This window comes from Gammaproteobacteria bacterium, from assembly GCA_016705365.1.
GTDB lineage: Bacteria > Pseudomonadota > Gammaproteobacteria > Pseudomonadales > UBA5518 > UBA5518.
On the sequence record JADIYI010000009.1, the window covers coordinates 532,499 to 551,350 of the forward strand.

Genomic DNA, 18,852 nt, shown 5'->3' on the forward strand with positions numbered 1-18,852 from the left:
TTTTTAGCGAGCAGCCAAAGAGTTTACTGTCTCGAATTACCGTCATGATTTGCGGTCGTGAATGGCAGAGAACACGAACATGCTGATGTTGCCACCCGTCTGCGATCAGGATCTGCGCCGGGCCATACGGGCACTGTCGGACAGCGATGAAGGGGCGCGCGTTGCGGCATTGCTGGCGCAGGCCGATGCTGAGCTCGGCGATGGTGCCGCGGTCGCGGCACGGGCCGCTGCGCTGATCGAGGCGATCCGCGAGAAACAGCGCTACAGCGCCGGCATCAATGCGCTGCTCACGGAATATTCGCTGTCGAGCCGCGAAGGCGTGGTGCTGATGTGTCTCGCGGAAGCCCTGTTGCGTGTTCCCGATCGCATTACGGCCGACCGCCTGATCCGCGACAAACTCGGCAGCGGCGACTGGCGCTCGCATGTTGGCAACAGGCACTCGCTGTTCGTGAACGCCTCGGCGTGGGGACTGCTGCTGACGGGCAAGGTGATCCGTCTGCAGCAGGATGACACCGAGTCGGCGTGGCGCATGTTGCGCCAGACAGTGGGTCGCGCGGGCGAGCCCGCGATCCGCACCGCGATGCGCCTGGCAATGAACATCATGGGCACGCAATTCGTGCTCGGTACCGATATCGATGCCGCGCTCGACAAATCGAAGGAATGGCTGGTGCGCGGTTATCGCTACTCCTATGACATGCTTGGCGAAGGCGCGCGCACCGCAACGAGCGCCGGCGAATATCACGCCGTCTACTGCGCTTCGATCGAGCGGGTCGGACAACACTCCAGGGCGTCCGATCCGGTCAGTGGCCCGGGCTTCTCGGTAAAACTCTCGGCGCTGCATCCGCGGCTCGAACTCGCGCAGGGCAAACGTACCCGGGCCGAGCTGGTGCCACGCGTACTCGAGCTCGCGCAGCTGGCGCGCGCTCACAATATCGGCCTCACCCTCGACGCCGAGGAGGCGCACCGGCTCGATCCCATGCTCGATGTGTTCGAGGCGGTGTATCGCGACAGTTCGCTGTCGGGCTGGGAAGGATTCGGCATGGCGGTGCAGGCTTACCTCAAGAACGCCCCTGCCGTGATCGACTGGCTGGCGGATCAGTCCGCGCGTCAGCGCCGGCGCATCATGGTGCGCCTGGTAAAGGGCGCGTACTGGGACGCCGAGATCAAGCACGCGCAGAATTTTGGCCTCGCCGGCTACCCGGTGTTTACCCGCAAGGCCGCGAGCGATCTGTCCTACCTGGTCTGTGCCGGGCGCCTGCTCGCGCAACGATCGCGCCTCTATCCGCAGTTCGCCACCCACAACGCGCATTCGGCCTCGGCGATACTCGCAATGAGCGGCACGCCGGGCGGTTTCGAGTTCCAGCGCCTGCACGGCATGGGCGAGGAACTGTACGAGGAAATGCTGGAGGCGCAGGGCATCGAGGTACCGTGCCGGATTTACGCCCCGGTCGGGGTACATCGCGATCTGCTCGCCTACCTGGTACGTCGTCTGCTCGAGAACGGCGCCAACAGTTCCTTTGTGCACAACCTCGCCAACAAGGCGCTGCCGAGCGTGCTGCTGGGCGCTGATCCACGCGACAAGCTGCGCGGACTGCGGCAATACGCCAACCGCAGTATTGCGTTGCCCCGGCAGATGTTTGGCACGGCGCGTGCCGCTGCACACGGTGTCGATCTGCAGGATGCGGAGCAATTGCGTGCCTTCGCGAGCGGTCTCGATGTCTGGCGCGAGAGTGCCGCGCGTCTCGGCGCGGATACCGGCCCGGGAACGCGGACCGCGGTGCGCAACCCCGCCAATCGCGAGGAAATTCTCGGTCACTACACGCCGAGTTCGGGCGCGCGGATCGAAGCGGCCGCAGCCGCGGTGCATGCGGCCGAGCGACGCTGGGCCGGGACACCCGCAGGCACGCGTGCCGACTGCCTGAGGCGGGCCGCCAATCAGATGGAAGCCGGGCTCGCGGAACTGGCCGGATTCTGCATCAAGGAAGCCGGCAAGACTGTGCGCGATGCGCTGGCCGATGTGCGCGAAGCCATCGATTTCTGCCGCTATTACGCGCTGGAGGCCGAAACACTGATCGCGCGTCATGGGCACAAGCTCGAGCCGCGGGGACCGATACTGTGCATCAGTCCGTGGAATTTCCCGGTCGCGATATTTGTCGGACAGCTGAGTGCGGCACTGGTCAGCGGAAACCCGGTGATCGCCAAGCCCGCGGAACAGACCACGCTGGTCGCGTTGCGCCTGGTCGAAATGTTCCATGCCGCGGGCGTTCCGGCCGATGTGCTGCAGATCCTGTGCGGACCCGGCGCGCCGGTTGGTGATCGCCTGCTTGGTGATCCGCGCATCGCGGGGGTGATGTTCACCGGTTCGACCGCGGTAGCGACTCATATCGCGAAGGTACTGGCCGCACGCGGCGGCGCGCGCGCGATGCTGATCGCCGAGACCGGGGGTCAGAACGCGCTGGTGGTCGATTCCAGTGCTTTGCCCGAACAGGTGGTCGATGATGTGATCGCCTCGGGATTCAACAGCGCCGGGCAGCGCTGCTCGGCCCTGCGCGTTCTCTGTGTACAGCACGAGATTGCCGAGCGCCTCATCGCGATGCTGCGTGGCGCGATGCAGGAATTGCGCGTCGGCGACCCGGCGGACATTGCCAGCGATATCGGCCCGATCATCGACGAGGAGGCACGCGCGCGCCTCGAGGCCCATGTGGCCTGGCTCGAGGGCAAGGCAAAACTGCTGCACGCCTGCACCCTGCAACCGGGTAGTGACAACGGCAGTTTCTTCGCCCCGCGGCTCTACGAAATCGATTCTGTCGAGTGCTTGCGCGAGGAGGTGTTCGGGCCGGTGGTGCACCTGGTGCGCTATCGCGCGGCCGATCTCGAACAGTTGCCGCAACGCTTGAATGCCGCAGGCTTCGGCCTCACTTTCGGCATCCACAGCCGCGTCCAGCGCAGCATCGATATGCTGGCGCGCGACACCCGCGCCGGCAACGTGTATGTGAATCGCAACATGATCGGCGCGGTGGTCGGCGTCCAGCCTTTTGGCGGGCAGGGTTTGTCCGGCACCGGCCCCAAAGCCGGAGGGCCGTTGTATCTGCCCCGCCTGATGCGCGTGGCGGGCAACGACGTGCCCGCCTATCGCGCCATCGAGGATTCCGAGACACCGATCGATATCGCGGAGGTGTTCGATTGCCGGCTGCTGCTCGCGGCGCTGGCGGAGCTGCAGCACGAATGGAGCCTGGCCGATATGCGCACCCGGTTCGCACCGGCGCGTGCGTTGCGCGAGCAGATCACACACAACGGTTTGCGCGATCACGATCAGCGCGTGGCACTGGGTACACGCCTGCATTCGCTGCTCGAGCAGGGCGCTGCGCTTGCGCAGGCGCTCGAGATGCCCGGCCCGACCGGTGAAACCAACACCCTGTCATTCGAGCCGCGGGGCGTGCTGGCCTGCGTGTGCCGCGACGGTGCGCGGGAAAGCGATATCCTTTTGCCCGCGCTGGCGGCGCTGCTGTGTGGCAATACGCTGCTGTTCCTGTCCGATGCCGCCACGCGTCCGCTGGTGATGACGCTGCGCAACCTGCTCGGGGAGGCCGGTTTTGCCGACGGACTGAGCGCGCATCACACGGTGGCGGATATGCAGGCGCTCGGGGAAATCCTGCGCGGCTGCGCGATCGACGGCGTGCTCTGTCATGGCGATGCCGCGCTCTCGTGTCACTGCAGCCGCTCGCTGGCTGCCCGCGAGGGTGCGATCCTGCCGCTCATCGACGAGGATTTCGGACCGCTCTACCTGCAGCGTTTCGTGCACGAAAAAACGGTTTCGGTGAATACCACCGCATCGGGTGGCAATACCGCGCTGATGTCGCAATCCGAAAGCGATTGATTGCTGCCCCCCCTCTCCCGCGGCGGGAGAGGGGTATTGCGAGCAGGCTCAGGCGGCGTTGTAGCCCATGACCGCCTTGGTTTCGAGGAAGTCATGGAAACCGTGGGCACCCCACTCGCGACCATTTCCGGATTGCTTGTAGCCTCCGAACGGCGCCGCCAGGTCCACGCCACTGCCATTGAGGTGGACCATCCCGGTACGCAACTGCGCGGCAACCTTGCGTGCCCTCTCGATATTCGAGGAGGTTATGTAGCCCGACAGCCCGTAGACCGTGTCATTGGCAATACGGACTGCATCGGCCTCGTCCTTGTACGGCAGGATCGAGAGAACGGGGCCGAAAATTTCCTCGCGAGCAATGGTCATCTCGTTGTTCACGTTGGCGAACACCGTGGGTTTGACGTAATAGCCGGTTGCGAGCCCTTCCGGCTTGCCGGTGCCACCGCAGACGAGCTCGGCGCCCTCGTCGATGCCCGCCTGTATCAGTTTCTGGATCTTGTTGTATTGCAGCTCGCTCACCACCGGGCCCATCGTGGTGCCCTCGGCATCCGGATTGCCGACCTTGACCTTCGCGGCCGCCGCGCGCGCGATCTCCTTCACTTCCGTCAACCTCGATTCCGGTACCAGCATCCGGGTCGGCGCATTGCAGGACTGGCCGCTGTTGCTGAAGCAACCGATCACGTCACGGGTCACGGCCTTTTTGAAATCCGCGTCATCGAGCAGGATGTTGGCCGATTTTCCCCCGAGCTCCTGGCAGACACGCTTGACCGTGTCCGCGGCATTCTTCGCCACCAGGATACCGGCGCGAGTCGAGCCGGTGAACGACACCATGTCGACTTCCGGGTGCGAGGCGAGCGCCGAGCCCACTCCGGGCCCATCCCCGTTGACCAGGTTGAACACGCCGGCGGGTACCCCGGCCTCGTGCAGCACCTGGCTCAGCAGGTAGGCATCGAGCGGCGCGATCTCACTCGGCTTGAGCACCATCGTGCAGCCCGTGGCCAGTGCCGGGGCGACCTTGCAGGCAATCTGGTTGGCGGGCCAGTTCCAGGGGGTGATGAATGCGCACACGCCGATCGGCTCACGGAATATCCGCGTGGTGCCGAGGTCTTCCTCGAACTCGAAGTTCCTGAGCACCTCGAGCGCCGTGGTGAAATGCGCCACCACCATCGCGGCCTGGGCATTGGTGGCCAGCGGCATCGGCGCGCCCATCTCGGCCGAGATCGCGGCCGCGAATTCGCCGTAGCGCGCCTGGTAACCGCTGATGATGCGTTCGAGCAGGGCAATGCGCTCCTCGCGCGTGGTCCGCGAATAGCTCGCGAACGCGGCACGTGCGGCCTTGCACGCGGCATCCACATCCGCGGCGCTACCGAGCGATATCGTTGCAATCGCCTGCTCGGTGGCCGGGTTGATCACTTCCAGCGTGCGCCGCACGACCGGCTCCACCCACTGGCCGTTGATATAGAACTGTTCACAATTTTGCATGCTCGGATTTCCTCGGAAAGAAACAAGTTGCTCGCCACCGCCCGCGGCGGCGAATTCAGGAAGAGTGCGGGTTGTGCCCGGACACCGCTCCCGCCGTAGCTCGGCACGGGGTCGGGGTCGGGGGCGTTATGGTCGCGCCTTGTCCGGTGAATGTAAACCGTGTCGCGAGCGTGGCGTCGAGGTCGAGCAAGTGCCATGGGTGATCGACGAGCACACGCCGTGCCCGGCGTGGCCAGCGTGCGGGCTATCAACGGGGTGGGCGGTGACGAGGAACTGCAGATCGTGTTCGATCCCTGCCGCGCGACAAAGATCGGCATCACCATACCGCAGATTGCGGCGGTTGCCGGCAGCGCCAACGACGCGTCGGGTGGCGTCGTCGATGCAGTGATATTGCATCGGGGAGGGAAAAACATGCTAAGTTTCCTCAATAATCAGGCCGGCAGACGCGCGGACGGCCCACGCGATCCGCAGCCCGGTGGCAGATTCGGAATTCGAGGAGTGAAATGGTTTCCCGCGACGAGGTACTCGGTTGTTACAGGTTCATTCTCGGACGTGATCCCGAGAGCGAGGAAGTGGTCAGGGAGCACCTGGCGGCTTCGAGCCTGGCGGAACTGCGCAGCTCGTTCATCGGATCCGCCGAGTTCCAGCGCATCAGCGGAAGCATCGGAGCGGCGGCGCCCGATATCGACGCCTGCCTGCCGCCGCAGGTGTGGCAAGCCAATCCGGTCGACTGCGAGGCCACTCCCGAGCAACTGGTGGTGCTGCTCGACCGCATTCGCCGCGAGTGGGAGGGATTCGGCAAAACCGAGCCGCACTGGTCCGTGCTCACGCACGACAACTACCGGCAGGACGCGATCGCAGGCAATATCGAGGAGTTCTACGCCTCGGGAATGTTCGTCGCCAACATCATAAAGGCCTTTTTCGAGCGCCACGGACTCGAACCCGCGAAACTGCGCAACTGCTTCGAACTCGGCTGCGGCGTCGGGCGCATCACGATCCATCTCGCGCGGCTGTTCGACAGCGTGGTCGGCGCCGACATCTCGAAATTCCACCTCGATGTATGCCGGGAGGAACTCGGCCGCCGCCGTGTCCGCAATGTGGAACTGCTGTGCCTCGACTCGCCCGCGCGCCTCGAGGCCCTGTCCGAAATCCGCTTCTTCTGTTCGTTCATCGTGCTGCAGCACAACCCACCGCCAGTGATCACCTACATCCTCGATACGGTGCTCGCGCGCCTTGGCGCTGGCGGCGCGGCGGTTTTCCAGGTCCCGACCTGGCGCCGCGGCTATGCCTACGACCTCGACGCCTACCTGCGGCGACCCAAGCGGCTGCACATGGAAATGCACGTGCTGCCGCAGGCCCATGTCCATCGCATCATTGCCCGCAACGGGTGTCGCCTGCTGGAGCTGCGGGAGGACGGCTGGGCCGAGGGGCGTACCGCGGCGACCATTTCCAATACCTTTTTTGTCGTCAGGGACTGAAAGCATCGGCATTTGTCGGTGATCGGTAACCCGTGCCCGGCCAACACGTGATCGGCCTCAAAACCGATGCACAGGCTGGAGACGGAATTACACGTGCGATGGCGGATTATTGCCAGGCCCTCGATGCCCTGGCGCACAACTCGGGACCAGCGCCTGGGGCGCGCCTCGACGAGTGCGCCAGGCGAAAGCCGTTTGACGCCCGCTCAGACGACCCGATGCTCGAGCGCGACCGAATCCCGTATGGCCAGGCTGTTTCTTACCGCCACGTCGATACTCCGACCCAGCGTTTCGTTGGTCAGCCAGGCAAGATGCGGCGCGACAGCGACGTTGTCGAGTGCGAGCAGGGGGTTCGTTGCCACCGCCGGTTCATGGGCGAACACATCCAGCCCGGCCGCGCCCAGTGCGCCCGAGACCAGCGCGACATGAAGCGCGATTTCGTCGATTAGCGCACCGCGCGCGGTATTGATCAATATTGCCCCTCGCTTCATCAGCGCCATGCGCGAGCGGTCAATGAGCTTTTCGGTTTCGGCGGTCAACGGCACATGCAGCGTGACGATGTCCGAAACCTGCAGCAGCTCCCGCAATGACACGAATGGGTAGGCAACCTCCTTTCTGCTGCGCGCGGTATAGATCACTCGTGCGCCCATCGCCTCGAGGATCGGTGCGAGAATTCGCGGAACCTCGCCAAAACCGACGATCCCCACCGTGCGCCCGCACAGCTCGCCAAGGCTCTCCCTGACCTGTGCATCGACGACCCACTTCCCGGTGCGACAGCTGCGCTCGACGCAATATTGCCGGCGCAATGCGGACAGCATCAGCAGCAGGCTCATCTCGGCAACCGCCCGGCTGTTCGTTCCCGGCATATTGCAGACCGCAATTCCCCTGGAGCGGGCGGCATCGAGGTCAATGGTATTCACGCCGACACCGATTTTCTGAATCAGCTCGAGCTTCGGTGCCTGGCGGATCACGTCCGCCGTGATCGGCTGCAACACATGCCAGATCACGCGCGCATCGGCCAGCTCCGCCAGGAACGGCTGCTCGAAACCTTCCGCGCAGCAGACCACTTCAAGCCCGAGCGTTGCGAAGCGCGCGACTTCCTCACGCAGCCTTGCTCCGGCCGCATAGTGAAAAAGAACCTTCACTCGCCGCGATCCGGCTACAAGCCGAAATGCGCCTCGTCGAGCGCCATCATCGTGCGGCTGCCCGCCATCACCGCATCGCGATGGGTCTGCGCGCGCGGCAGTATCTGTTCGGCGTAGAAGCGCGCGGTGATCAGCTTGGCGCGCAGAAAATCACAGTTGCCGCCGCCTGCAGCCAGCCGCCGCAAGGCAGCTGCCGCTGCCACCGCCAGTTGCCAGCCACCGGTCACGGTACCTGCCAGCATCAGGAAATTGTAGGCCGCGGCGCCCGCGTTCTCGCCGGCCCCGTCGAGATTGCTCTTCAGCCACTCGCCAGCCTGCTCCAGCGCATCGACGCCGCGTGCCAGCGCCATGCCGATATCGGCGTATTCGGAGCCATCCAGCGTTGCGGCAACGCCGCGTATTTCGCTCAGCAGGCCAGCCATCGCCGCCCCGCCGTCACGCAGGAATTTGCGTCCCACCAGGTCGAGCGCCTGGATACCGTTGGTACCCTCGTAGATCGGCAGGATGCGGGCATCGCGCAGATACTGCGCGGCGCCGGTTTCCTCGATGAAACCCATGCCACCGTGCACCTGCACACCGGTCGAGGTAATCTCCATCGCGACCTCGGTACACCAGCCCTTCACGATCGGCGTCAGCAGGGCAACGCGCTGGTCGTGCGCCTTCCTCGCGCCCTCGTCGCGCGAGTGATGAATATGGTCCTGGCTGCTCATCGCGACATAGGCCAGCGCACGCCCGGCCTCGGTCAGCGCCTTCATGGTCAGCAGCATGCGGCGCACGTCGGGGTGGTGGATGATCGAGACCCGCTCCGGGCTGCTCGGCGTCGAGCCCTGTACCCGCTCCCGCGCATAGGCTACCGCATGCTGCAGCGCGCGCTCGGACACCGCGACGCCCTGCAAGCCAACCGAAAGTCGGGCGTGATTCATCATCGTGAACATGCAGGCAAGACCCTTGTTCTCTTCGCCGATCAGGTAGCCGAGCGCACCGCCGTTGTCGCCAAAGCCCATCACGCAGGTCGGACTGGCGTGGATGCCGAGCTTGTGCTCGACCGACACCGGATACGCATCGTTACGCTCGCCGATGCTGCCATCGGTATTCACCAGATACTTCGGCACCAGGAACAGCGAAATGCCCTTTACCCCGGGCGGGGCGTCCGGCAGACGCGCCAGCACCAGGTGGATGACGTTTTCCGTCATCGCATGATCGCCCCAGGTAATGAAGATCTTGTTGCCGAAAATCCGGTAGCGATCGCCGTCACGCTCGGCCCGTGCACGCACCACCGCAAGGTCCGAGCCGGCCTGCGGTTCGGTCAGGTTCATGCTGCCGGTCCACGCACCGGAGATCATGTTGGGCAGGTACACCGATTTGAGTGCGTCACTGCCGTGCATCACGATCGCATCGATGGCCCCCTGGGTCAGCAGCGGGCACAGGCTGAACGAGAGGTTCGCCGACTGGATCATCTCCTGCACCGCGGTGGCAAGCACCAGGGGCAATCCCTGCCCGCCGTATTCGCTCGCAAACGGCAGGCTGTTCCAGCCGCCATCGACATATTGCCAATAGGCTTCCTTGAAACCCTCGGCCTGTACTACCGCGCGATTCTCGACCCGCGAGCCCTGCTGGTCGCCGCTGCGGTTGAGCGGAGCGATCGCAGCCTCCGTGAGTTGCGCGGCGCCTTCCAGGATCGCCCGCACCAGGTCCGGTGTAGCCTCCTCCAGACCCGGCAGTGCCGCGATCTCCGCCATCCCCACATGCTCCTCGAGCACGAATGCGATATCCGTTACCGGTGCCTTGTATTCACTCATTTGCGTTCCTCACTGAAAAATCCTGATGCTCCATTGCGCTGGGGCCGGACGCCGACTGACCATCATCGGATTCCTTGTGCCGCGCACCGCGATCGATGTCGTGCGACTCACTCCAAGCCCTTGGCCGCGCATGCATATGCGCGGCGCGTGAATCTCAATCCGCCTCGGGAAACCGGTATTCCCTGAACTGGTCGCGCAGATCCTTCTTGCTGATCTTGCCGGTCGCGGTATGCGGCAATTCATCGACAAAAGCCACGTCCTCGGGAATCCACCACTTCGCGACCTTGCCATCGAACCAGGCCAGCATCTCCTCGCGACTGATCGCGGCGCCGGCTTCACGCACCACGCAGAGCAATGGGCGCTCGGACCAGCGCGGATGATAGGCGCCGATCACCGCCGCCTCGGCGACCAGCGGATGCGCGATCGCGGTGTTCTCGAGCTCGATCGAGCTGATCCACTCGCCACCCGACTTGATCACGTCCTTGGTGCGATCCGTGATCGCGATAAATCCGTGGGCGTCGATCGTGGCCACGTCACCGGTCTCGAACCAGCCGTCCTCGGCATGCGCCTCGCCCCTGCCAATGCGGAAATACTCCGAACAGACCCAAGGACCGCGCACCTTCAGCGCACCGAACGCGACCCCGTCCCAGGGCAATTCCCTGCCTTCGGCATCGACGATCTTCACGTCCACGCCGAACACCGGGCGACCGACCTTGGTGCGCAATTTCCATTGTTCGGCGTGGCTCAGTTCCGCCATGTCGCGCGTAGGGCTGTTGAAAGTGCCGAGCGGGCTCATCTCGGTCATGCCCCAGGCATGGTGCGTGTAGACACCGTGCTTGCTCTCGAACTCCTCCATGATCGCCTGCGGGCACGCCGACCCTCCCACGACCACGCGGTTCAGCGACGGTATTTTCTTGCCGCTCCTGTTCAGATAAGCGAGCAATGCCAGCCACACCGTCGGCACCCCGGCCGACATCGTGACGTTCTCGCTCTCGATCAGGCACTGCAGGGTCTCACCGTCACCCATGCGCGGGCCCGGGAATACCAGCTTGGCACCGACCACCGCCGCCCCGTAGGGAATGCTCCAGGCATGGACGTGAAACATCGGCACCACCGGCATCACCACTTCACGCTGCGACAGGCCCATCACATCGGGCATCGCCGTGGCATAGGTGTGCAGCACCAGCGCGCGGTGGCTGTACAGCACGCCTTTCGGGTTACCGGTGGTGCCCGAGGTGTAGCACAGCGAACAGGCGCTGTTCTCGTCCAGGTCCGGCCAGGAAAAACTCTCCGGCTCCCCTGCGATCAGGCTTTCATAGGACAGCGCATCGCGCAGCCCCGTGTTCTCGGCGGCAGCGGCGGGACCGAGGATCACGAACGCCTCGACCGAGGGCAGCCGGTCCTGGATCGGCACCAGCACCGGCACAAAGGCCGGATCGACAAACAGCCAGCGGTTCCCGGCATGCTGCACGATGTACTCGATCTGCTCGGCAAACAGCCGCGGATTGACGGTGTGGCACACCAGCCCCATGCAGGCACTGCCGAAATAGACTTCGAGATGGCGATAATCGTTCCAGGCCAGGGTGCCAAGGCGATCGCCGGGCTTCGCGCCCAGGCGCGTCAGGGCATTGGCCAGCTTGGCAGCGCGCGCAAAACACTCTCGATAGGTATAACGGTACAGCGGCTGGTCGGCAGTGACCGAGACCACTTCGGCATCGCCATGGAACTTGCGGGCGTGCTCCATGATCGTCGTTATGGTCAATTGTCTGTTCATCATCAGGCCGAGCATCGCTTTGTCTCCGGGTGGCGGGTCTTCATCGGGTGTTATGGCGCCGGTTTTTCAGTTTATCCGCAAGTGCCGCGAAATTCAGCACGTCCGCCCCGATCAGCGCCGTCATTGCAGGTATACTTGCGCTCCGCGCCGCCCATGACCGGGTGCGGGTTCGAGGTGCTACACATGAGCGACAAACCGGCCGGGAAAACGCCGTTTCACGAACTCGTGGGTGCGGTCGAACCGCTGAAGGGAGAAATCAGCCTGTTGCTGAAACGGGCGCCGGAGATCACGCCGGGCACGCTGGAACGGCGCCGCGCCGCGGAACTCCCGGATGGCAAGGAGCGCAATTATCTGTCCACCACGCATATCCCACTGGTGGAGCCGCACGCCGAACTGAGCTTTGTCCGCCCGGGCGTGCAGCACGGGGTGTTCCGTCGCCTGCGGCTCGGCGAGTACCACTTCGATACCCGGCTCGACCTGCATGGACTCGGTGTGGAACAGGCGCGCAGCGCGGTGTTCCGGCTGGTACGCGATTGCATCGCGCACGATATCCGCGCCTGCCTGATCAGTCACGGTCGCGGTGCCGAACGCCGCCCCGCCGCGCTGCTCAAAAGCTGCGTGGCGCTGTGGCTGCCGCAGCTCGAGGAGGTGCTGGCATTCCATTCGGCCCCACGCCATATGGGTGGAACAGGGGCAACCTGCGTGCTGTTGCGCAAGAGCGATCGGGCGCGGCAGGAAAATTTCGAAAAACACAGCAAGCGCAGCCGCTGAGAACTGCGTAACCACCGGAGAAAGCCATGAACGGAGCAGATCAGGATCAGCAGCGCTACCTCAACCGGGCCACCGACGTGGCGATCCGTATCGGCACGCTGGCGCTGCTGTTTGCGGGTTGCCTCGTGATCGTCGCGCCATTCCTGCTGCCGATCGCCTGGGGATGCATCATCGCGATTGCCCTGCACGGCCCCTTCCTGCTGCTGAGCAATCGTCTCGGCGGACGGCGCAGGCTGGCAGCCAGCCTCCTGGTGATTGCGCTGCTGGCAGTGCTGATCGTGCCCAGCGTGTTGCTCGGGGGATCGCTGGCCGAAGATATGCAGCGCCTGCTCGGGGCATTCCAGGCGGGCACGCTGAAGGTTCCACCACCACCGGAAAAGGTCTCCGACTGGCCAGTGGTGGGAGCGCGCTTTCACGCGTTCTGGCTGCTCGCCTCGCAGAATCTCCAGGGGGCGCTGGCGCAGATCGGACCACAGATGAAACCGGTGGCCGGCTGGCTGCTCGGATCCGCCGCGCATTTTGGCATGGCCTTGCTGCAATTCGTGTTCGCGGTGCTGATCAGTGGCGTGTTGCTGGCCAGGTCCACCGCCGGGGGGGCCACCGCGCGCGCCATTGCGCGGCGCCTCGCCGGCACCCGCGGCCCCATGCTGGTCGAACTCGCCGGGGCCACGGTGCGCGGGGTCACGCGCGGCATTCTCGGCGTGGCGCTGATCCAGTCATTGCTGGCAGGAGTCGCGCTGTTTGCCGCAGGAGTGCCGGCCGCCGGCGTATGGACAGCTGCCGCGCTGGTGCTCGCCGTAATCCAGATCGGTGTCGGCCTGATCATGATCCCCGCGACGTTCTGGGTATTTGCCACGCTCGATACGCTGCCGGCGATGGTGTTCCTGGTATGGACCGTGTTGCTGCTCTCGCTCGACAATGTCCTGAAGCCACTGTTGATGGGACGCGGTCTCGACATCCCGATCGCGGTGATTTTCATCGGTGCGATCGGCGGGTTCATTTCCCAGGGCATCATCGGGCTGTTCGTGGGCGCGGTATTGCTGGTGCTCGGTTTCGAGTTGTGGCGGGCGTGGATCGCCGAAGGCAGTCCGCTCCAGCCTGCAACCAGCTCCGAGGCTGAACCCGCGGCATGATCCGCAACGATGGGCTGCGCAGCGCCGCAAGCCGGGTAGCCCGGGTCAGGAGTTCCGCGCGGCAGAACGCCTGGAGCTCAGCCCTCTGGCTCGAACGCCAGCAGCGGCGCACCGCCATCGACCAGGTCGCCGGCGGCGTAGAACAGTTCCGTCACCCGACCGGCAGTCGGGGCGCGTATCGAATGCTCCATTTTCATCGCTTCCATGATCAGTAGCGCATCACCTTTGGCCACCCGCTGATCCGGCTCCACCAGTACGCTCACTACCGAGCCGTTCATCGGCGCAACAAAGGCATTGGCCCCGGCATTGTCGAGCTCGACACCGAAATCCGCCGATTGCAGCGCGAATTCGGTCACACCCGCGGCGTCGAACAGGCTGAACACCGCATCGTGCGCGACCACCGTCACGCGGCTGCGATGACCATCGATATTCGCCTCCAGCTCCGTGCCCCGCAACTGGCCACCGAGCATCACCCGCCGCTCGGGCAGCTGCAGCACGAAGCGCCGAGCCGGCCCCTCACCGAGCTCCTCGATCTCCACCTGCCGCGTTGCGCCAGCGAGCGCGATGCGCAGCCGATGCAAGCGCCGCTCGCCCGAGCGCCACCCGTTCGCCAGGTGCCAGGGCGAGAACGGATCCGTGCTCTGGCGCGCGCGCTCCGCCGTCTGCTGCTCGCGGCGCAGCAGCAGATACAGCACCGCAAGCGGCAGCTGCACTGCCGCACCAGCCGCGGAGCGGTGGAAAATCTGCTCCCGATGCTCCTCGATGAACCCGGTATGAACCTGTGCGTCGGCAAATTCGGGAACGCTGACCAGGTTGTGCAGGAACGCGATATTGGTGGTCAGCCCGCCGACCCGATACTCGGTCAACGCCCGCCGCAAGCGCAGCACGGCACGCGCCCGCGTCTCGTCCCAGACCACCAGTTTCGCAATCATCGGATCGTAATGGATGCTCACTTCGTCACCCTGCACCACGCCGGTATCGACGCGCACATGCGCGCTTTCGAGCGGCGGCTGCACGAACGCGAGGCGTCCCGTCACGGGCAGGAAATCGTTTTGCGGATCCTCGGCATACAGGCGCACTTCCAGCGCATGCCCGTGTATCGCCAGTTCGTGCTGCTGGCGCGGCAACGGCTCACCGGCAGCAACTCGCAACTGCCACTCCACCAGATCCTGGCCGGTGATGAGCTCGGTGACCGGATGCTCGACCTGCAACCGCGTGTTCATTTCCATGAAATAGAATTCGCCTTCGGCGGCAAGCAGGAACTCGACCGTGCCGGCACCGCGGTAAGCGATCGCCTCGGCGGCACGCACCGCAGCCTGGCCCATCGCGGCGCGTACCTGTGGGCTCAATCCCGGCGCCGGCGCTTCCTCGACCACTTTCTGGTGCCGCCGCTGCAGGGAACAGTCGCGCTCGAACAGGTAAACACTGTTGCCATGGTTGTCGCAGAACACCTGTATCTCGACATGACGCGGACGGATCAGGCATTTCTCGACCAGCATATGACTGTCGCCGAATGCCTTGTCGGATTCGCGACGCGCCCCCGCCAGCGCTTCGGCAAACTCCGCCGCGCGATCGACCCGGCGCATTCCCTTGCCGCCGCCACCGGCCGCGGCTTTCAGCAATACCGGATAACCGATGCGCCCGGCTTCGTTCAGCAGCAGCGCATCGTCCTGCGATTCGCCGTGATAACCGGGCACCAACGGCACCGCTGCCGCTTCCATGATGCGCTTGGCCGCGCTCTTCGAGCCCATCGCGGCGATCGCCGCGGGCGGCGGGCCGATGAATACCAGACCGTTATCCGCGCACAGCCGGGCAAAAGCCGCATTCTCGGACAGGAAGCCATAGCCGGGATGTATCGCGCGGGCACCGGTGGCGAGGGCAACCTCGACGATACGCTCGCCGCGCAGATAGGATTCACGCGGTGCGGCAGCGCCGATATGCACGGCCTCGTCGGCCATCATCACGTGCAGCGCATGACGATCGGCGTCCGAATACACCGCTACCGTGCCGATACCGAGCCGGCGCGCGGTGCGGATCACCCGGCAGGCGATTTCGCCACGATTGGCAATCAGGATCTTCTCGAACATCGTTCCCTCACCCCCATTGAACCCGAGCGGCCTGTTCCGGCCGAACCCGACTCGCGGATCGGTTTACATGCGAAATACCCCAAAACGCGTTGCGGATACCGGTGCGTTCAGTGCCGCCGAAATCGCCAGGCCAAGCACCGTGCGCGTATCCGCCGGATCGATCACGCCATCGTCCCACAGCCGCGCCGAGGCATAATACGGATGCCCCTGGTGCTCGTACTGCTCGATGATCGGCTGCTTGAATTCGGTCTCTTCCTGCGCGCTCCAGTTCTCGCCACGGCGCTCGAACTGATCCCTCTTGACCTGCGCCAGCACGCCCGCCGCCTGCTCGCCACCCATCACCGACACCCGCGCATTGGGCCACATGAACAGGAAGCGCGGATCGTAGGCGCGACCGCACATGCCGTAATTTCCGGCGCCGAATGAACCGCCGATCAACACCGTGAACTTCGGCACCGCCGCACAGGCCACCGCGGTGACCATCTTGGCGCCGTGCTTGGCAATGCCGCCGGCTTCGTACTGGCGCCCGACCATGAAGCCGGTGATGTTCTGCAGGAACACCAGCGGAATGCCGCGCTGCGCGCACAACTCGATGAAATGCGCGCCCTTCTGCGCCGATTCGCTGAACAGGATGCCGTTGTTGGCGAGCACTCCGACCGGATAACCCCACAGCCGCGCGAAGCCACACACCAGCGTTGCGCCATAGAGCGACTTGAACTCGTCGAACACCGAGCCATCGACGAGGCGAGCGATCACCTCGCGCACATCGTAGGGCTTGCGGGTATCGCGCGGGATCACTCCATAAATATCGGCGGGCTCGTACAGCGGCTCTTCGGCGGCGATCACATCCAACCCCGGTGATTTCACCCGGTTCAGGCGAGCGACCGCGCGCCGCGCAAGCTCCAGCGCATGGTGATCGTTGCGCGCGTAATGGTCCGCCACACCCGAGGTGCGGCAGTGCACATCGGCACCACCGAGATCCTCTGCGCTGACGATCTCGCCGGTGGCGGCGCGCACCAGCGGCGGGCCACCGAGAAAGATCGTGCCCTGCTCGCGCACGATGATCGCCTCGTCGGCCATGGCCGGCACATAGGCTCCACCGGCCGTGCACGAACCCATCACCACCGCGATCTGCGCAATGTTGCGTGCCGACAGATTCGCCTGGTTGAAAAAAATACGCCCGAAATGCTCGCGGTCGGGAAACACCTCGTCCTGGCGCGGCAGGTTGGCCCCACCCGAATCCACCAGGTAGATGCACGGCAGGGCGTTCTGCGCGGCGATGGCCTGCGCCCGCAGGTGCTTCTTCACGGTGAGCGGGTAATAGCTGCCGCCCTTCACGGTCGCATCATTGGCGACGATCATGCATTCCTGGCCGCTGACCCGCCCGATCCCGGTGATGATCCCGGCGGCCGGCACATCGTCGTCGTAGACACCGAGAGCCGCGAGCGCGGACAGTTCCAGGAACGGCGAACCCGGGTCGAGCAGCGCATCGATGCGCTCGCGCGGCAACAGCTTGCCCCGTCCGAGGTGCAATTCGCGGGCGCGTTCACCGCCCCCGAGACGCGCGGTCTCGAGATGCGTCCGCAGATCATCGACCTGGGCCTGCATCGCGGCGCGATTCTCCGCGAATTCGGCGCCGCGGACATTGATGGCAGTCTGGATCACGTTCATGACAGTTTCCGTTGCCGCCTCAGCGGGTTTCGTTGAACAGTTCGCGTCCGATCAGCATGCGGCGGATCTCGGAGGTGCCCGCGCCGATCTCGTAGAGCTTGGCATCGCGCAGCAGCCTGCCCGTGGGGTAGTCGTTGATATAACCGTTGCCACCGAGAATCTGGATCGCATCGAGTGCCAACCGGGTGGCGGATTCGGCGGTGTAGAGAATGACCGCCGCCGCATCCTTGCGCGCGGTTTCATTGCGGTCGCAGGCGCGGGCCACCGCGTACAGATAGCTGCGCCCGGCATTCAGCGTGGTGTACATATCGGCCACCTTGCCCTGGATCAGCTGGAATTCGCCTATCGACTGCCCGAACTGCTTGCGCTCGTGCATATAGGGGATCACGACGTCGAGGCAGGCCTGCATGATCCCGACCGGTCCACCGGAGAGCACCACGCGCTCGTAATCCAGGCCCGACATCAGCACCGCGGCGCCGCGGTTCTCGCTGCCGAGCACGTTTTCCGCCGGCACCTCGCAATCGACGAACACCAGCTCGCAGGTATTCGAGCCGCGCATGCCGAGCTTGTCGAGTTTCTGGCCACGCGCGAACCCCGCGAAATCACGCTCGACGATGAAGGCCGTGATGCCGCGCGAACCGGCTTCGGGCTCGGTTTTGGCGTAAATCACGTAGACGTTGGCATCCGGCCCGTTGGTGATCCACATCTTGTTGCCGTTCAACACGTAGCGATCGCCGCGCCGCTCGGCACGCAGGCGCATGCTGACCACATCCGAGCCGGCGTTGGGCTCGCTCATCGCCAGCGCGCCCACGTGCTCGCCGCTCACCAGTTTCGGCAGGTATTTCTGCTTCTGTGTGCTGTTGCCGTTGCGGTGAATCTGGTTCACGCAGAGATTGGAATGCGCTCCATATGAAAGGCCGACCGAGGCCGAGGCACGGCTGATTTCCTCCATCGCGATCGCATGCGCGAGATAACCGAGACCGCTGCCGCCATACTCCTCGGCAACCGTGATGCCGAGCAGGCCGAGTTCACCGAACTTGCGCCACATATCGGCCGGGAATTCGTTGTCGCGATCGATCCGGGCCGCGCGCGGCGCCAGCTCGTCACGGGCAAACGCATGCACCGTCTCGCGCAACATGTCGATATCGCTGCCAAGCTCGAAATTCAGGGAGGGATAACCATTGCTCATCACTTGCTCCTGTTGCGGACCGTTTCTTTCGTGGCGGGTTCGCCGAGCGCCTCGAGACAACCCGCCTCGACCTCGCTCAGTTCATCGAACATGGTACGCATCTCGCGCAGCCGTTCCTCGAGAATCCTGCGTTGCTCGCGCACCCGCTCGAGCAGCCGGCGCAACTGTTGCCGGTTGTCGTGGGCGGGATCGTACATGGAGATGATGTCGCGGCTCTCCTCCAGCGAGAAGCCAAGACGCTTGCCACGCAGGATCAGCTTGAGACGCACCCGGTCGGCGGGAGAATAGACGCGTGTCTGGCCGCGTCGCTGCGGCGCGAGCAAGCCTATTTCCTCGTAATGACGGATGGTGCGCGCGGTGACCGCGAATTCACGGGCCAACTCGCCGATCGAATAACTCCGCATGATCGATGCCCTCGAACAGCTGGAGCGAAAGCCTATATGCCGTTTACG

Annotated in this window: 12 protein-coding genes; 4 read left to right on the plus strand and 8 right to left on the minus strand. The window is 64.6% G+C overall.

Translation table 11 applies throughout. The features are described from left to right. Nucleotides 1-61: 61 nt before the first annotated feature. Nucleotides 62-3,877, plus strand: coding sequence for a bifunctional proline dehydrogenase/L-glutamate gamma-semialdehyde dehydrogenase PutA (putA, locus tag IPF49_20490; GenBank protein ID MBK6289971.1), 3,816 nt, complete (start codon nucleotides 62-64; stop codon nucleotides 3,875-3,877). A 48-nt stretch (nucleotides 3,878-3,925) separates the two neighbouring features. Here the strand turns inward: putA and IPF49_20495 are convergent, their stop codons facing one another. Beyond that, a complete protein-coding gene (locus IPF49_20495; protein MBK6289972.1) occupies nucleotides 3,926-5,356 on the minus strand; it encodes an aldehyde dehydrogenase family protein in 1,431 nt (476 codons plus the stop codon). A 503-nt stretch (nucleotides 5,357-5,859) separates the two neighbouring features. Between IPF49_20495 and IPF49_20500 the strand changes: the two genes are divergently transcribed. After that, on the plus strand, nucleotides 5,860-6,834 hold the full coding sequence (locus IPF49_20500) for a class I SAM-dependent methyltransferase (protein ID MBK6289973.1): 975 nt from the start codon (nucleotides 5,860-5,862) through the stop codon (nucleotides 6,832-6,834). Nucleotides 6,835-7,037: 203 nt separating this feature from the next. On the opposite strand, the gene IPF49_20505 is transcribed toward IPF49_20500, so the two are convergent. From IPF49_20505 to IPF49_20515, 3 genes are all read right to left on the minus strand, one after another. Continuing rightward, nucleotides 7,038-7,976 (minus strand): hydroxyacid dehydrogenase, encoded by a 939-nt coding sequence (locus tag IPF49_20505; protein ID MBK6289974.1) that lies wholly within the window; start codon nucleotides 7,974-7,976, stop codon nucleotides 7,038-7,040. A 14-nt stretch (nucleotides 7,977-7,990) separates the two neighbouring features. Continuing rightward, complete coding sequence (locus IPF49_20510; GenBank protein MBK6289975.1) at nucleotides 7,991-9,775, minus strand: acyl-CoA dehydrogenase; 1,785 nt, start codon at nucleotides 9,773-9,775, stop codon at nucleotides 7,991-7,993. A 154-nt stretch (nucleotides 9,776-9,929) separates the two neighbouring features. Then, complete coding sequence (locus IPF49_20515; protein MBK6289976.1) at nucleotides 9,930-11,564, minus strand: long-chain-fatty-acid--CoA ligase; 1,635 nt, start codon at nucleotides 11,562-11,564, stop codon at nucleotides 9,930-9,932. 168 nt (nucleotides 11,565-11,732) lie between these two features. On the opposite strand from IPF49_20515, the gene smrA reads away from it, so the two are divergent. Together smrA and IPF49_20525 are read left to right on the plus strand one after the other, a co-directional pair. Beyond that, the gene (smrA, locus tag IPF49_20520; protein MBK6289977.1) at nucleotides 11,733-12,320 is read left to right on the plus strand and encodes a DNA endonuclease SmrA; all 588 of its coding nucleotides are present in this window, start codon (nucleotides 11,733-11,735) and stop codon (nucleotides 12,318-12,320) included. 26 nt (nucleotides 12,321-12,346) lie between these two features. Continuing rightward, on the plus strand, nucleotides 12,347-13,453 hold the full coding sequence (locus IPF49_20525) for an AI-2E family transporter (GenBank protein MBK6289978.1): 1,107 nt from the start codon (nucleotides 12,347-12,349) through the stop codon (nucleotides 13,451-13,453). Nucleotides 13,454-13,530: 77 nt separating this feature from the next. On the opposite strand, the gene IPF49_20530 is transcribed toward IPF49_20525, so the two are convergent. The 4 genes from IPF49_20530 to IPF49_20545 form a co-directional block, all read right to left on the minus strand. Beyond that, entirely contained in the window at nucleotides 13,531-15,540 is a 2,010-nt protein-coding gene (locus IPF49_20530; GenBank protein MBK6289979.1) for an acetyl-CoA carboxylase biotin carboxylase subunit, read from the minus strand. Between the two features lie 63 nt (nucleotides 15,541-15,603). Continuing rightward, nucleotides 15,604-17,211 carry a methylcrotonoyl-CoA carboxylase gene (locus tag IPF49_20535; protein ID MBK6289980.1) on the minus strand — a complete coding sequence of 536 codons (1,608 nt, stop codon included), beginning with the start codon at nucleotides 17,209-17,211 and terminating at the stop codon, nucleotides 15,604-15,606. 19 nt (nucleotides 17,212-17,230) lie between these two features. Then, entirely contained in the window at nucleotides 17,231-18,400 is a 1,170-nt protein-coding gene (locus IPF49_20540) for an isovaleryl-CoA dehydrogenase (protein MBK6289981.1), read from the minus strand. After that, a complete protein-coding gene (locus tag IPF49_20545; protein ID MBK6289982.1) occupies nucleotides 18,400-18,804 on the minus strand; it encodes a MerR family DNA-binding transcriptional regulator in 405 nt (134 codons plus the stop codon). Before IPF49_20545 ends, IPF49_20540 begins: the two co-directional genes overlap by 1 nt. Nucleotides 18,805-18,852 lie beyond the last annotated feature (48 nt).